The 15,353-nt window shown below is 71.2% G+C and carries 14 protein-coding genes, 1 other RNA gene and 1 pseudogene; 2 read left to right on the top strand and 14 right to left on the bottom strand.

The annotated features are described in order from the left end of the window. From ACMXGY_RS07825 to ACMXGY_RS07805, 5 genes are all read right to left on the bottom strand, one after another. Window positions 1–918 (bottom strand): carbohydrate ABC transporter permease, encoded by a 918-nt coding sequence (locus tag ACMXGY_RS07825; protein WP_483776287.1) that lies wholly within the window; start codon window positions 916–918, stop codon window positions 1–3. Further along, window positions 915–1,880, bottom strand: coding sequence for a carbohydrate ABC transporter permease (locus ACMXGY_RS07820; RefSeq protein ID WP_483776286.1), 966 nt, complete (start codon window positions 1,878–1,880; stop codon window positions 915–917). Before ACMXGY_RS07820 ends, ACMXGY_RS07825 begins: the two co-directional genes overlap by 4 nt. Before the next feature lie 103 nt (window positions 1,881–1,983). Continuing rightward, window positions 1,984–3,312 (bottom strand): extracellular solute-binding protein, encoded by a 1,329-nt coding sequence (locus ACMXGY_RS07815; protein WP_483776285.1) that lies wholly within the window; start codon window positions 3,310–3,312, stop codon window positions 1,984–1,986. Between the two features lie 258 nt (window positions 3,313–3,570). Then, on the bottom strand, window positions 3,571–4,731 hold the full coding sequence (locus ACMXGY_RS07810; RefSeq protein WP_483776284.1) for an ROK family protein: 1,161 nt from the start codon (window positions 4,729–4,731) through the stop codon (window positions 3,571–3,573). A gap of 71 nt (window positions 4,732–4,802) precedes the next feature. Then, the gene (locus tag ACMXGY_RS07805; protein ID WP_483776283.1) at window positions 4,803–5,672 is read right to left on the bottom strand and encodes a PfkB family carbohydrate kinase; all 870 of its coding nucleotides are present in this window, start codon (window positions 5,670–5,672) and stop codon (window positions 4,803–4,805) included. A 109-nt stretch (window positions 5,673–5,781) separates the two neighbouring features. Between ACMXGY_RS07805 and ACMXGY_RS07800 the strand changes: the two genes are divergently transcribed. Further along, the gene (locus tag ACMXGY_RS07800; protein WP_483776282.1) at window positions 5,782–6,768 is read left to right on the top strand and encodes a DUF4349 domain-containing protein; all 987 of its coding nucleotides are present in this window, start codon (window positions 5,782–5,784) and stop codon (window positions 6,766–6,768) included. Further along, entirely contained in the window at window positions 6,761–7,126 is a 366-nt protein-coding gene (locus ACMXGY_RS07795) for a hypothetical protein (protein ID WP_483776281.1), read from the top strand. The genes ACMXGY_RS07800 and ACMXGY_RS07795 overlap by 8 nt, the downstream gene beginning before the upstream one ends. A gap of 61 nt (window positions 7,127–7,187) precedes the next feature. On the opposite strand, the gene ssrA is transcribed toward ACMXGY_RS07795, so the two are convergent. The 9 genes and pseudogenes from ssrA to ACMXGY_RS07750 all read right to left on the bottom strand — a co-directional run bounded on the left by ssrA (window position 7,188) and on the right by ACMXGY_RS07750 (window position 15,334). Then, window positions 7,188–7,554, bottom strand: a transfer-messenger RNA (tmRNA) gene (gene ssrA, locus ACMXGY_RS07790). Between the two features lie 156 nt (window positions 7,555–7,710). Continuing rightward, on the bottom strand, window positions 7,711–8,124 hold the full coding sequence (locus ACMXGY_RS07785; RefSeq protein ID WP_483776280.1) for a hypothetical protein: 414 nt from the start codon (window positions 8,122–8,124) through the stop codon (window positions 7,711–7,713). A 115-nt stretch (window positions 8,125–8,239) separates the two neighbouring features. Next, window positions 8,240–8,710, bottom strand: a complete 471-nt coding sequence (gene smpB / locus ACMXGY_RS07780) for an SsrA-binding protein SmpB (RefSeq protein WP_483776279.1) — start codon at window positions 8,708–8,710, stop codon at window positions 8,240–8,242. Window positions 8,711–8,852: 142 nt separating this feature from the next. Then, the gene (locus tag ACMXGY_RS07775) at window positions 8,853–10,214 is read right to left on the bottom strand and encodes a peptidoglycan DD-metalloendopeptidase family protein (protein WP_483776278.1); all 1,362 of its coding nucleotides are present in this window, start codon (window positions 10,212–10,214) and stop codon (window positions 8,853–8,855) included. Between the two features lies 1 nt (window position 10,215). Next, the gene (gene ftsX / locus ACMXGY_RS07770; protein ID WP_483776277.1) at window positions 10,216–11,127 is read right to left on the bottom strand and encodes a permease-like cell division protein FtsX; all 912 of its coding nucleotides are present in this window, start codon (window positions 11,125–11,127) and stop codon (window positions 10,216–10,218) included. Window positions 11,128–11,342: 215 nt separating this feature from the next. Further along, window positions 11,343–12,023, bottom strand: a pseudogene (gene ftsE, locus ACMXGY_RS07765) (cell division ATP-binding protein FtsE); the annotation flags it as partial. Window positions 12,024–12,185: 162 nt separating this feature from the next. Continuing rightward, window positions 12,186–13,310: a peptide chain release factor 2 gene (gene prfB / locus ACMXGY_RS07760; protein ID WP_483776276.1), complete on the bottom strand. Its 1,125-nt coding sequence runs from the start codon at window positions 13,308–13,310 to the stop codon at window positions 12,186–12,188. 80 nt (window positions 13,311–13,390) lie between these two features. Beyond that, window positions 13,391–14,437 (bottom strand): hypothetical protein, encoded by a 1,047-nt coding sequence (locus ACMXGY_RS07755; RefSeq protein ID WP_483776275.1) that lies wholly within the window; start codon window positions 14,435–14,437, stop codon window positions 13,391–13,393. Between the two features lie 282 nt (window positions 14,438–14,719). Further along, a complete protein-coding gene (locus ACMXGY_RS07750) occupies window positions 14,720–15,334 on the bottom strand; it encodes a hypothetical protein (protein WP_483776274.1) in 615 nt (204 codons plus the stop codon). Between the last annotated feature and the right edge of the window lie 19 nt (window positions 15,335–15,353).

The following is a 15,353-nucleotide window of genomic DNA, read 5'->3' as shown; positions in this document are numbered from 1 at the left end:
TCAGCCCTTCACCGCACCCGAGACGAGGCCACCGGTCATCCGACCCTGGACGAGGAGGAAGAAGATGATCACCGGGACCGCGATGAGGGTCGACGCCGCCATCACCTCGCCCCAGTTCACGCCCTGGCTCACGCTCGAGTTCAGGAACCCGCGCAGCCACAGCGGGAGCGTCTGCGCCGAGTTCGACGGCAGCGCGACGAGCGCGATCGTGAACTCGTTCCACGCCTGGAGGAACGCGTAGACGCCGGCGGCCACGAGACCGGGGGCCAGCAGGGGGAACGTGATCCGGATGAAGGCTCCGGTACGGCTCAGCCCGTCGACCATGGCGGCCTCCTCCAGCTCGGCCGGGACGCCGGCGACGAACCCGCGCAGCATCCACACGGTGAAGGGGATGACCGCCGCCGTGTACAGGACCGTCACGCCGATCGCGGAGTTGAGCAGATCGGCGCCCGACAGCATCCGGTACTGGGCGATGAACAGGCCCTCGGCCGGGAGCATCTGGATGAACAGCATCGCGATGATGAACGACTTGCGGCCGCGGAACCGGAACCGGCTGATCGCGAGGGCCGCGAGGAACGCGAAGACCAGCACGAAGACCACGGTGCCCAGCGTGACCACGACGCTCATGCGCAGGGCGTTGAGGAACGAGTCGCCGTCGAGGACGCTCGCGAAGTTGAAGAACCCCGCGTCGAGGCTGAAGAACGTCGGCGTGCGCGACTGGACCTGCGTGCGCGGCAGGAGCGACGTGTTGACCATCCAGTACACCGGGAAGACCCACACGAGGGCGACGACGACCGCACCGACCGACGCGCCGACGACGCCAGGGCGGAACCGCCGGCGTGACGCCGGCTGCCGCGTGCTGGTCTCCGCCCCGGGACGGTGGCGCACCGGCCCACGGGTCGAGGTTGCGGCGGTCATGACTCGTCCTCCTTGAGCAGGCTGCGGACATAGGGCCAGCTCAGCGCGATCGTCAGGAGCAGCACGAAGATGGACACGGCCGCAGCGCTGGCGAAGTCGCTCTTGGCGACCCCGAGCTCGTAGATGTAGTTGCCGAGGAGGTTCGTCTCGGAGACGGGGGCGCCGCCGTCCTGCAGCAGCCGGATCTGCGCGAAGACGCGCAGGTCCCAGATGATCTGCAGCAGGAGGACGATCGCGAGGACCGGACGGATCGTCGGGAGGATGATGCTCCAGAACGTGCGCCAGGCGTTGGCGCCGTCGAGCGACGCCGCCTCCAGGACCTCGTCGGACACCTGGGTCAGGGCGGCGTAGACCGACAGCGCGACGAACGGGACCGACATCCAGACGATGACGAGCGTCGCGACGAAGAAGAAGGTGAGCGGCTGGGCGAGCCAGGCGTAGCCCTGGTACTGGTCCAGGCCGATCTGCACGAGCAGCCAGTTCACGACGCCGACGCGGTAGTCGAAGAGCCACTTGAAGACCGTCACGGCGGCGACCATGGGCATGGCCCAGGCGAGCAGCATCGACACCTGCAGGACGATGCGCGAGACGTTCGACGCGGCCTTCATGAGGAGCGCGAAGAGGATGCCGAGGACAACGGTCAGTCCGGCGTTCACCAGGCAGAAGACCACGGAGCGGATCACGACGGCCCACAACGCGCTGTCGGTGAAGAGCCGTGCGTAGTTGTCGAGACCGACGAAGGCCGGCGGCTGGCCGAACTGCTGTGCGAGACCGAACTCCTGCAGGGAGGTGATGATCTGCCAGTAGACCGGGTAGCCCATGCCGAGCAGGATCGCGAGGACCGCCGGGACGAGGAGGAAGTACGGCGCCCGGGACCTGGGCCGCCGACGGCGCGGAGCCGGCGGCGGGCCGACGACCGGGGGTACGGTCGCCGCGACGGGCGGCGAGGTGGTGGTGTTCATTCAGGGCTCCTCCCGAGCGCGTCCCGCCCGGGGCGGTCCTGACGGGGTGCCGTCAGGACCGCCCGGGCGCGAGCCGCTCGGACTCGGGTCGACGAGGGTGTCGTCAGCCGTTGTTCAGCATCGGGGTGATCTTCTCGTCGTACTCCGCGGCGAGCGCGGTGACGTCGCCACCCTCGGCGATGGCCTGGAAGAGCTGCTCGTACACGAGCGCGCCCTCGACCGCGGCCCAGCCCGGCGCCGGCGGCGTGAGCTTGGAGTCGGCGGCCGTGGAGATCATCGTCGTCGCGAACTTGTCGTCACCCAGGGTGTCGTTGAAGTCGCTGTTCGCCGGGCCGAGCCCGTTCTCGCCGAGCATCGACTGGTACGTGTCGGAGAAGATGATCCGGAGCAGGTTCTCCGCGAGCTCCGGGTGCTGCGACTTCGCCGAGATGCCGATGTTCGACCCGCCGGCGAAGACGGGGGCCAGGCCGCCGTCGACACCCGGGAGCGGGAAGATGTCGTACTTGGTGTCGTCGACCATGCCGTCGCGGACCTCTTCGCCCTCGTCGTTGGTCGTGAGCTCACCGATCGACCAGCGGGCCCAGCCCGGAGCCATGATCGTCGCCGCCTCGGCCGGGGCGCCGTCGGCACCGTCGTTGAGGAACTCCCAGTACGCGACGTCCATCGCGGTCGCGGGGACGTTCGAGGCGCCCTGGAAGATCTCCTGCCACTGCTCGAGGCCCGTGATCGTGTTGGGGTCGCTCAGCGTGGAGACCCACTCGCCGTCCTCCTCGACGGCGAGCTCGCCACCGTTCGCGAAGACCCACGAGATGCCGTTGCGCCAGTCCTGGCCGCCCATCGCGAAGCCCGACTGCGTGTCGGTGCGCAGCTTCTTGGCCGACTCGGTGAACTCGGCGAGGGTCTGGGGCACCTCGAGGCCGGCAGCCGTCCAGATGTCCTTGCGGAAGAACATGTAGCGCGAGCCGTAGTAGTACGGGAGCGCGAAGTTCTGGTCTCCGACCTTGCCCGCCTCGACGAAGGACGGGAGGAGCTTGTCGCCCCCGAGCTCCTCGTAGAGCGGCGTCAGGTCGCGGAACGCGCCGACCGTCGTGAACGTCGAGGACTGCGTGTTGCCGATCTCGACGACGTCGGGCGTGTTCTCGGCGTCAGGCAGGGCGGTGGTGAGGGTCGGGACGAGGTCCGGCCACTCCTTCTGCTCGATCTTCAGGGTCGAGCCCGGGTTCTCCGACTCGAACGTGTCCACGAGGTACTCGCGGAGCGCGTCCGGCGTGTCGGGGCCGGCGAGCCACAGCGTGATCTCCGCGGCCTCCGCGGTGCCCTCGCCGGAGTCGGTGTCGTCGTTGCCGGTGCCGCCGCTGCCGCAGGCGGTCAGCGCGAGCGCCAGGGTGATCGTCGACGCCACGGACGTGGCGACGAGACGGTTCCTCTTCACTGGGTGCTTCCTCTCGGTGATTCTGTGTGGCGGCGTCGGTGACGCCACCCGAGGTGTGCAGGACTCCTGCCGAACTCCGGCCGTGCAGGGCTGCTGTCGTGTGTGCAGGGGTCCTGCGTAACTCAGGTCGTGCGAGGGTCGTGCGTCTGATGCTGCCCGGGAGGGGCTTCGCTGGGGGTTCCCGGGGTGGTGCCGGCGCCGAGGACCCGTGATGTCCTGGCGCCGTTCGGGCTGCGGGGGTTCAGGTGCGCGAACGGCTCATGAGACTCCCAGCTGTCCGGACAGGACGAGGACTGCAGCCCCTGCGAGGACCACGTCTTCGTCGAGCGTCGCCATCCGCACCTGGAGCCCGCTGCCGATGACCGGCATGGTGCGGGAACGGATGGTCTCGAACGCCGCCTCGCGCAGAGCGCCGTCCAGCAGGTCCGCCGGACCGCTGACGAGCACCTCCGCGAGGTTGAGCGCGCTGACGACAGGGGCCAGGGCGATGCCCAGCGTCCTGCCCACCGACGCCAGGACGGCGTCGGAAGCCTCGGTGTCGAGTCCCTCGACCGCGCGGCGCAGCGCCGGCACGGACAGGACGGTCTCCAGGCAGCCGCGGCGCCCGCAGGCGCACGGCTCGCCGCCGTCGACCACGGTGACGTGGCCGAGCTCTCCGGCCGCGTCGGCGTGCCCGCGCACGCGCCCGCCGTCGACCATGATGCCGGCGCCCACGCCCTCGCCCACGGTGAGGACGAGCAGACCGTCGCCGGCCGCTCCCCCGAAGGTGAACTCGCCGAGCGCGGCGATGTTCGCGTCGTTCGCGACGTGCACGGCGAGGCCGAGCCGCTCGGTGAGCTGGGCGGCGAGGGGAACGTCGTACCAGCGCCGGTTCGGCGCCTCGATGACGCGGCCCTCGGCGTCGACGACACCGGGCGACCCGATGCCGACCCCGATGACGGGCTGGGTGGCGGAGGCGATGAGGCCCCGGCAGAAGCGCATGAGGAGGTCGACGAGCTCCGTGCCCGTGCGGCCGTCGACCGCGAGGCTCTGCCGCACGACGAAGTCACCGGTGAGCGTGAGGACGGCGCCGCGCAGCACCTCGTCGTCGGTGAGGTCGACCGAGACGATCTGGTACGCGCTCGTACGCATCCCGACGAGGATGGCGGGCTTGCCGACGCGCTGGCCGGGCCGCACGCCGAGCTCTTCGACGAGGCCCTCCGCGATGAGCACGGAGACGAGGTCGGAGATGGTCACACGGGTGAGCGACGTGGCGCGGGCGAGGTCGGCGCGCGAGGTCGGACCCTCGTGGAAGAGGTGCTGCAGCACGAGGGAGCGGTTGTGCGCCCGAGCGTGCTCGGGCAGCACCTTCGAGGTCGGCCTGAGCCCTGTGCTCAGTCGCCTCCTCGGTGCGCCGGTCCCGGTGACTGCCGTTGTCATGTTTGTTAGTAGACTGCCTTTACTAAGTGCCTGTCAACTTCCGTAGCGCTTCGTGACCGAAATGTAGCCGATCAGCCGCGCGCGGCGATCCATCCTCGCGCGCCTGCGTGCTCGACCGAGCGCGTCGCCACCGCGACCCCCTGCTCGAGCGCCGCGCGCCACGAGGCGCCGCCCGCCGCCGCCGCGGCGAACGCCCCGTGGACGACGTCGCCCGCCCCGAGCGTGTCGACGACGCGCACTGGCCGGGGCACGTCGACGAACGACCGCTCCCTCGCCTCGAGGACCTCGACGGGCTCGGCGCCCCTCGTCCGGGCGACGAACCGCGGACCACGCGCCGCGACGTCGTCGAGCACGTCGGCCACCTGCACCCCGGGCGGGCGGAAGTCGGCGGAGACCACGACCGCGTCGCACAACGCGATCATCTCCGGGGCGTCGGGCTTCCACGAGCCGCCGTCGAGCACGACGGCGCACCCGAGCTCGCGAGCCCGCCGCGCCGTCGCGAGCGCGAGCGCGGGCAGGTGCCCGTCGAGCAGCAGGACGTCGCCGGGACCGACGTCACCCAGGAGGAGATCGGCGTCGGCGCGCGCCGCGACGTCCGCGAAGCCCGCGGCGTTCGTGCTCACCACCGCGCGCTCCCCGGTGCCTTCGGTGACGAGGACGGTCGAGACGGCGAGCTGCCCGCCCTCCCCCGCCGCGGCGTCGACCAGGTCGACCCCGCACGCCGTGACCTCGGCGCGGACCGCCGCCGCGAGGGGCCCGTCGCCCACCGCCGTGACGAGCCGCGTGGGTACCCCGAGGGCGGCCGCCGTCGCCGCGGCGTTCGCGGCGGGACCGCCGAACGTCGCGGCGAGGGAGCGCGCGACGACCTTCTCGTCGGGACCGGGGATCCGGTCGACGACCTGGACGACGTCGAGCGTGACGAGACCGCAGCACACGAGCACGCACCCATCCTGCCGTGCAGGCTGCGGTGGGATCACGGCCAGTTCACAAGACGGTCACGATGTCGCACCGCCTGTCTGGTTCGCACGCTTGGCCCCCTACGCTCGCAGCATGCGGACCACTCGTCGACCCCTCGCGCTCGTCGCGACCCTCCTGCTCGGCGCGACGCTCCTGGCGGGCTGCTCCGGTCAAGCGGGGGACGCGGCGTCGGTCGACGACGGCGGAGCACGCTCGGAGGCGTCCGCCGGGGAGGCCGACGCGGCGCTCGAGGAGCAGGCCGCCCAGGGAGAGACCGGGGTCGCTGCCGGTGACACGAGCGCTCCCGCGGAGGCGGACCGCGAGATCATCACGACGGGATCGGTGACGGTCGTCGCCGACGACCCGGCCGCCGCCGCCGACCAGGTGGTCGGCCTCGCGGAGAGCGCGGGCGGTCGTGTCGAGACCCGCCGCCAGACCGAGGCGGACGGCGACGTGCGCCCCAGCGCCGAGCTCACGATCCGCGTGCCCGCCGCGCAGACGACCGCGACGGTCGACGCGCTCGACCAGGTCGGCGAGGTGCGCGACCTGTCGATCGAGGCGGTCGACGTCACCGGGACGGCGCGCGACCTCGACGCCCGCGTCGAGGCGCTCTCGACGTCGGTCGACCGACTGCAGGCCCTCATGGGTTCGGCCGCGACGACCGAGGACCTTCTCGCGGCGGAGCAGGAGCTCACGACCCGCCAGGCCGAGCTCGAGTCGCTCCAGTCGCAGCGCGCAGCGCTCACCGACCAGGTCTCGATGTCGACCCTGCACGTGTCGATCGTCCAGGTCGCGCCCGTCGAGCGGCTCGCGCCGGGCGGCTTCCTCGGCGGCTTGCAGAACGGCTGGAACGCTCTGCTCACCACGCTCAACGGCCTCGTTATCGTCCTCGGCGCGCTCCTGCCGTGGCTCGTCGTCGCGGGTGCCGTGGCGCTCGTGGTGCGGTGGGTGCTACGGCGTGCGCGCCGACGGGCCGAGGGCGGCGCACCGCCCTCCCCCGGGGAGGCACCGGGGCCGGACGACTCGCCGGACGACTCGCCCGCGGCCGGCAGGCCGCTCGTCGGGGCGACGCGTGAGTGACGCTGCTCCACCGCACCGCGGGACCGAGAAGGTCGGCCGCCTCTGGCGCGAGACCGACGGCACGGCGAGGGTCGTCGGGGTCGTCGTCACCCGGAGGTGCACCCACTGGGACACCGTCGGTCCGCAGGCCTTCCCCGCGCACGTGAACCCCGAGCCGCGCGTGCAGTGGCGCCTGCACCTCGACGCGGACGTCTCCGGCGCCAACCCGTTCGACGACGTGTACAGCGACGACGCCGCCGCACCCGCCCTGGATCTCGACGGGGCTCCGGGATCCGTCGTCGTGCACGGCGTCGAGCTCACCGTCGAGTGGCTCGACGGCGCGGACGCGGACGCCGTGTGGTCGGTCCACGGCTGGTGAACCACCGTCTTCTGGAACGACGACGGCCCGCACCCGGGTGGGGTGCGGGCCGCGGCCGCAGGGGTGGAGGTGCGGGGAATCGAACCCCGGTCCGGTGACGCCGATCAAGGACTTCTCCGGGCGCAGTCTGCTGTCGTTTTTCTCGGCCCCCGCACTCACGCAGACAAGATGCGGACGGGCTCAGTCACCTAAAAGTCCCCGTAGCCCCGGTGACGAGGACTACGAGCAGTGGCTCTCTAGATGACGCCAGGATCCGAGTCGAGAGCTAGCTCGGGCTGACGGACTTCGGGGCTCGCTCAGGCGGCGAGGGCGAAGTCGGTGCGCTTGTTATCGGCACCTGTGGTTTGCAGACATCGTTTACGAGATAAGCCTGCATCCTCGGCCCGCTTCTCCTCGAAGCACGACCACCGTCGAAACCGATCACCCCCTGTGGAGTTGTCACCCACTGCACCGGCGACCGACGCCCACGAGGAGCTCCGGGAACCGTGCCACCGGATCATCCCTCTCGGAACGGTCCGTGCGGCGCGTGCAGCAGGTCCAGACTACGGGATCAACAGCGCCGGTCGCACCGTTATTTCCGGGCGCTACCGCTTGCGGCTCAAGGAGTCTGCGAGCAGCCCCCCGGCGATGCCCAGCAGGAAGACGTCCTTCGCGAGGCCGGTGCCCTGCTCGGTGGGGCGTACGCCGTCGTCCTGCGTCATCCCCGGCGTCTTCAGGTACATGCCGACGAGCCCCGCCGAGAACGTCCCCAGCCCGAGGGCGACCAGCCCTGTCGGCACGAACGGCAGGAGGAGAGCCGTCCCGAGGGCGATCTCGGCCGTCGAGAGCGCCTTCGTGAACTGCTGCGGCTCGACGTCCTCGAGGAACGAGTACGTCCCGGCCGCCATGCCGTGGATGCCCTGCGCCGTCTGCTCGTCGGCGCCGCGCTTGTTCAGCCCGGAGTTGAGGATGTAGGCGCCTGCGGCGACACGCGGGATGTACTGGCGGAGCTTGACCATGGGACCTCCAGATCGACCGGCGGGGACGACCGCGCGCGGCGCGGCCACGTCTTCGACCGTACGTCCAGCGGGGCCCTCCCACCAGCCCGAGCCGCGACGCTCGGGGTGGCCGGCCTCAGCGCAGCTCGCGCTGGCGGATCGCCCGCTGGGCCTCGCGGTTGTCCTGCTTCTCACGCAGCGCCTGGCGCTTGTCGTACTCCTTCTTGCCGCGTGCGAGCGCGAGCTCGACCTTGGCCCGGCCGTCGAGGAAGTACAGCGACAGCGGCACGATCGTGTGCCCCTTCTCGCGGACCTTCGCCTCGAGCCGCAGGATCTCCTCCTTGTGCAGGAGCAGCTTGCGCTTGCGCCGCGGCGCGTGGTTGTTCCACGTGCCCTCGGTGTACTCCGGGATGTGCACGTTCTCGAGCCAGGCCTCGCCGCGGTCCACGGCGACGTACCCGTCGACGAGCGACGCGCGCCCCATGCGGAGCGCCTTGACCTCGGTCCCGGACAGGACGATGCCCGCCTCGTACACGTCCTCGATGACGTAGTCGTGACGTGCCTTGCGGTTGCTGGCGACGACCTTGCGGCCCGTGTCCTTCGCCATCGGTGTCCTACCGTCCTTCGGTCCGTGCTCGTGTCTGGCGGTCCGCCGGTGCGGCCGTCGTGCGGCGCACCCGCGGCGCCCCAGCGTACGGGGGCCCGACGACGCTCGGTACCGATTATCCCGCAGGTTGCGGTCGCGTTCGCTACAGGCGCGACATGGGGTTGACGGTCCCGCCGTTGACGTACACCTCGAAGTGGAGGTGGCACGCTCCCGACAGACCGGTGTTCCCGGAGTAGCCGACCACGGTCCCCTTGTCGACCCACTGCCCGGACGAGACGGCGAAGCTCGTCAGGTGGTTGTAGCTCGTCATGAGGCTCTCGCCACCCACGATGCCGTGGTTGACGAGGACCTGGTTGCCGAAACCGCCACGACGCTGCGCGTGGACGACCGTCCCGGACGCCGACGCCATGATCGGCGTGCCGCAGTACGCCCGGAAGTCGGTGCCGGCGTGCAGCCGCCAGATCCCGAGCACGGGGTGGAGGCGCATGCCGTAGCTGGACGTCACGTGCGGGACCGCCGTCGGGTACCCGAGCGTCGTGCCGCTCGACGGGGGCGGGGGCGGCGGAGGCGCCGCGTTGCCGCCGCCTCCCCCACCGCCCTGCTGCTGCTGGGCGGCCCGCGCCTGGCGCTGCCGCTCGGCCTCCTCGGCCGCCTTGCGGTCGCGCTCGGCCTGCTCCGCGATGATCGTCTTGAGCTCCGCCTCGAGCGCCGCCTGGTCCGCCGCGTTCTGCTCGATCTGCGCCTGCGCCGCGGCCTTGCGCTCCTCGATCGTCGCCTTCTTCGCCTGCTGCTCGACGATGAGGTTCTCGACCTCGGCCTTGCGGTCGGCCGCGGCCTTGCGTGCCGCCTCTGCGGCGACGACGTTCTCGTCGGCCTGCTTCTTGAGGTCGGCGACGGTCTCGCGGACCGCCGCGAGCCGCGCCTCGCGGTTGCGCGCCACGGACTCCGCCTCGAGCAGGTCCTCGAGCGAGCGGGACTGGCTGCGGGCGGCCGTCGACGAGACGGCGAACTCCTCGATGAACTCCTCGGTGCTCTGCGCCCCGGTCACGATCCCGAGGCTCGACACGTCACCCTGACCGCGGTAGGCCTGGCGCGCCATCTCCGCGATGCTCGACTTGGCGTCCGCGACCTCGGTCGCGCCCTGCTGGATCTCCGCGCTGATCGCCGCCTCCTGCCCCAGCGCGGCCTCGAGCCGCTGCGCGAGGAGCTCGGCCTCGCGCTGGGTGCGCTCGAGCTCCGCCTCGGCAGCCTCGAGCTCGGCCTGCGCGACGGGCAGGCGGGCCTCGATCTCCTGGAGGTCGAGGACCGCCTGGGCGAGCTCGGCGTCGGTGTCCTCGAGCTCGGACTGCAGCGTCTCGCGGCTGCCGAGGATCTCGGACTGGCGCCGCTCAGCCGCGGCGCGGCGGTCGTCGATGTCGTCGGCGGACGCCGAGGCGACGCACCCGACGACGAGCAGGGACGTGGCGACCAGGGCCGCCACGTGGCGGCGGAGCTTCGACGTCATGTCACACCCTCGTGTGCCGGTTGAGCGTGACGACCGAGGAGACGGCCGCCAGCAGGAACGCGATACCGACGAGGACGGGCGCGATGCGCAGCACGTCCGTCTCGTCGACGTAGGCCACCCACGTCACCGACTGCGAGAGCCAGTCCGTGACGAGGTACTTCACCCCGACCCACAGCCCGCCGACGGCGAGCAGCGCCCCGAGCACGGCGGCGATCGCCCCCTCGAGCAGGAACGGGAGCTGGATGAACAGGTTCGACGCGCCGACGAGCCGCATGATGCCGGTCTCCCGCCGTCGGCTGAGCGCGGACAGGCGGATCGTCGTCGTGATGAGCAGGACGGCCGCGAGCAGCATGACGGCGGCGAGCCCCGCGGCGAGCAGCGACGCCCGGTTGAGCGCGAGGAACAGGGAGTCGAAGATGCGGCGCTGGTCCTCGACCACCTCGACACCCGCCCGCCCGGTCACGACGTCGTTGACGACCTCGTAGTTCTCCGGGTTGGTGAGCTTGAGCCGGAACGACGCCTGCATGTCGTCGACCGTGAGCTGCGTGCCGAGGTACCCGTCGGGGTAGCGCTCGGTGAACGCCGCGAACGCGTCGTCCTTCGACTCGAAGTAGACCGTCTGGATCTCGTCGGCGAGCTCGGACTCGAAGACGTCCTCGAGCGCCGAGATCTGCTCGGGACTCGCCTCGCCGCCCGCGCACGTGGGCGACGGCGACCCGACCGGGCAGAGGAAGACGGAGACCTCGACCTTGTCGTACCAGTCGTCCTTGAGCTTGTCGATCTGCGCCTGCAGCAGCATCGAGGCGCCGACGAAGGTCAGGGACACGAAGGTCACCAGCACGACGGACACGGTCATGGACACGTTGCGGCGCAGGCCCTGCCCGAGCTCCGCGAGGATGAACTGGAGTCGCACGCCGATCACTCCCCCGCCGACGCCTCGGCGTGCCGGCGCACGGAGCGCCGCGCCGGGAGGGCCGCCGGCTCGTCGTCCGCGCCCGGGAGGGGGACGGGCACGTCGCCAGGGTGCGGGGCGTCGTCGTGTCCCGGGTCGGCCGCGGCGCGGTGCACGACGGCGGTCGGCACCGACGTGGGGGCGGTCCCCGCGGGGTCGGGGATGACCTGGCCGCGCGCGCCGTAGGCGCCGTGCGCCTGGTCGCGCACGAGCGTGCCGGTCTCGAGCTCGAGCACGCGCTTGCGCATCTGGTTGACGATCTCCTCGTCGTGCGTCGCCATGACGACGGTCGTGCCCGTGCGGTTGATGCGGTCGAGCAGGCGCATGATCCCCAGGGACGTCGTCGGGTCGAGGTTGCCGGTCGGCTCGTCGGCGAGCAGGATCGGCGGCCGGTTGACCATGGCGCGCGCGATCGCGACGCGCTGCTGCTCACCACCGGACAGCTCGTGGGGCCGGCGCTTCTCCTTGCCCGCGAGCCCGACCATCTCGAGCGTCTCGGGGACCGTGATCGCGATCGTGTGCCGCGGCTTGCCGATCACCTGGAGTGCGAACGCCACGTTCTCGAACACCGTCTTGTTGGGCAGGAGGCGGAAGTCCTGGAACACCACGCCGATCTGGCGGCGCAGCTTCGGCACGTTCCAGCTGGACAGCGACCCCAGGTCACGGCCCGCGACGAAGACCTTGCCCTTCGTCGGGCGCTCCTCGCGCAGGACGAGGTGCAGGCACGTCGACTTGCCGGAACCGGAGGCCCCGACGAGGAAGACGAACTCGCCGCGCCGGACCTCCAGCGACACGTCGTCGACGGCCGGTCTGGCGCCGCGCGCGTAGACCTTGGTCACGTTCTCGAAGCGGATCACAGCGGTACGTTCCTCGGGTCGGGGACCGATCCGTGGACGAACGAGGTTCGTCGCACGATCCCGAGGGTAGGCACGCGCATCCGGTCACGGCGGGCTGACACGCCGCCACCGGGCACTCCAATCCGTTGCCCAGAACAACAGCTCCGGGCCTTGCGGAGCGGGTCAGGCCTCGAGCTGCGCCCCGCGACGCCAGCGGATCCCGGCCTCGATGAAGTCGTCGATGTCGCCGTCGAACACCGCGGACGGGTTGCCGACCTCGTGCTCGGTGCGCAGGTCCTTGACCATCTGGTACGGCTGCAGCACGTACGAGCGCATCTGGTCGCCCCAGCTCGCCTTGATGTCGCCCGCGAGCTCCTTCTTCTTCGCGTTCTCCTCCTCCTGGCGCACGAGCAGCAGGCGGGACTGGAGGACGCGCAGCGCGGCGGCGCGGTTCTGGATCTGCGACTTCTCGTTCTGCATCGACACGACGATGCCGGTCGGGATGTGCGTCATGCGCACCGCGGAGTCCGTCGTGTTGACGGACTGCCCGCCCGGGCCCGACGAGCGGAACACGTCGACCTTGATCTCCGACTCCGGGATCTCGATCGAGTCGGTCTGCTCGATGAGCGGGATGACCTCCACCGCGGCGAACGACGTCTGGCGGCGGCCCTGGTTGTCGAACGGCGAGATGCGCACGAGACGGTGCGTGCCCGCCTCGACGGACAGGTGCCCGAACGCGTACGGCGCCTTGACCTCGAACGTCGCGGACTTCAGGCCCGCCTCCTCCGCGTAGGAGGTGTCGAGGACGGTCGTCGGGTAGCCGTGGCGCTCGGCCCAGCGCAGGTACATGCGCAGCAGCATCTCGGCGAAGTCCGCGGCGTCGACGCCTCCGGCGCCCGAGCGGATCGTCACGACGGCCTCGCGCGCGTCGTACTCGCCGGCCAGCAGCGTGCGGACCTCGAGCAGGTCGAGGTCCTTGCGGATTGCCGCGATCTCCTGCTCGGCCTCGTCGAGCGCGGCGGCGAGGTCCGGGTCGTCACCCATCTCCTGGCCCATCTCGACCAGCGTCTCGACGTCGTCGATGCGCTGCCCGAGCTTCTTCACCCGGTCCAGCTCCGACTGCGTCGCCGACAGCGCGGACGTCACCTTCTGCGCGGCGTCCGGGTCGTCCCACAGGTTGGGCGCCGACGCCTTCTCGGACAGGTCGGCGATCTTCGCGCGCAGGACCTCCGGGTCGCTCACGCTCTCGATGGACTCGAGCGTGCTGCGCAGCGCCTTGATCTCGGCGGGAAAGTCGATGGTGGCCACGAGGTTCAAGGTTACGCGACCTGCTGCGCGTTCCGCGCCGTCGGGCCGGGTCGTACCAGGCCCGACGGCGGACGCGCGCGTCAGCTCGTCGGGTCGCCCTTCGGAGCGCTCGACGCGGTGGACGATGCGGCACCCGACGTGGTGCCCGACGGCGTCGCGTCGGCCCCCGGGGTGCTCGCCTGCTGGCGGCCCTCGTCGCGCGCCTTGGCGAGCATCGCCTCGAGGCGCTTGCGGCGGCGGCGACGATCGTCACGCACGCCGAGGACCAGGACGAGGACGATCGCGATGAGCAGGAGCTGCGGCCACGGGATGGCCCAGGTCGTCACCGTGACGGTCACCGGTTCGAGCGGGGCGTCGATCTCGTCGTCGGCGACCGCGGTCGGTGTGACCGTGATGGTCGTCGTGACGGGCCCCAGGGGCCAGACGTCGTCGATCGCGACCGTGCTGCGCAACGACCCGCCGGGCAGCACCTCGGTGAGCGGCTCCGCCTCACGGTCCGCGCTCGCGAGACCGAAGAACGCCGACGTCGCCACGTCGCCCTGTGCGCCGAGGCGCACGTTGCCCTCGTTCGCGACGTCGTACGACACGCTCAGGTCGCCCGCGGCGAACGGGTTCCACGACGGCGCGTACGACGCCTTGACGTCGTTCACCGCGAGGACGGGCTCGACCTCGCCCGTGACGCGGGTGGTGACCCGGAACCCGACGCGGCTCTCGACGCCGACGCTCGTGCCTCCCTCGCCGGTACCCGTACTGGTGACCGACGCTGCGATGCCGGCAGGGTGGTCGCCGGGCGTCGCGTTCTCGGGGACCGTGATCGTGTACGGGACGACGACCGTCTCGCCCGGGCCGACGTCGACCGTTTCCTGGACGGTGAACCACGTCCCGGCGTCCACGGACTCCTGGTCCGACGGAAGCATGTTGAAGCGCCCGTTCGCCGTGAGGTAGCCGTCCGCTGCCTTGAGGGCGAACGTCGCCGCGACGTCACCGAAGTTCGAGACGGCGATGTGCTCCTCGATCGTCTCGCCCGGGTCGGCGACGAGGTCGACGCCGCGGCGTCCGTCGGGGCCGTCCGCGTTCGCGGGCTTGACGCCCCAGGTGATGCGGTCCTCGGTATCGAGGTGCAGCACTGCCGGCACCGGTACTGCAGAGGCCGGAGCCGCCAGCACCGTGACGGGCGCGAGAGCGACGGCGAGGGCGGCCGTCGACAGGAGGAGCCGGCGTGCACGGTGGCGACGAGCACGGGAACGGCGGTGGACGGGGTGCTTTGGTGCGGGGATCACGCTGCTTCTCTCCGTACGACGACGGGTCGCCCCTCCGGCGCGACCGTGGTCGTGCCGGACGGAGCGACCCGTCGTATGACTACTCGGTCGGTGCTCGGCCGCAGCCGATCACCGGGACGTCGGGACGGCTCAGTCCTCGAACAGGGACAGCGTGATCGTCGAGTTGTACGCGCCGGGCGCGACGTCCTCGGCCGTACGGAGCGTGAGGTTGGCCCCAGCCGTGAAGGTGCCCGGGTTCACCTCGGTCGAGTCGAACGTGGAGACCAGGAGCTCCTGGTCGACGAGACCCGGGCCGTCCTCGAGCACCGGCTCGACCGGCTCGCCCTCGGAGACGAGACCGGTCTCGCCGCCGTCGACGAGGGTCGGAGCCCAGCCGAGGTTCTCCGCGCCGATGGTGCCGGCGTCACCGGTGAAGTCCGAGGCGCTGCCCAGGACGTACCAGAAGGCACCCTCGGGCACCTCGGTACGCGTGTCGGCAACGGTGACCTCGGGGAGCGCGCCGTTGAACTCGCGGGTCCCCTCGACGGTCGACTCCTCCGCCTCCGTCAGGGTGGTCGAGCCCGCGGCGACGCTGAAGGCGAGGTTGCCGGGGTCGACGTCACCCTCGATCTCGACGGAGACGTCCACGTTCGTGTCGTCGCCCACCTGGTCTGCGGTGGCAGCGGACGCCAGGGCGACCGTGCCGATGAGCATCGCACCGAGGGCACCCCCGGCGACGAGCTTCTTCGTTGCTCGTGCGTTCATGTTGTAGCTCTCCATCGTT

The sequence above is a fragment of the Cellulosimicrobium sp. G4 BAM 1002 genome (assembly GCF_057126935.1).
This window is presented reverse-complemented; position numbering and strand designations above follow the sequence as displayed.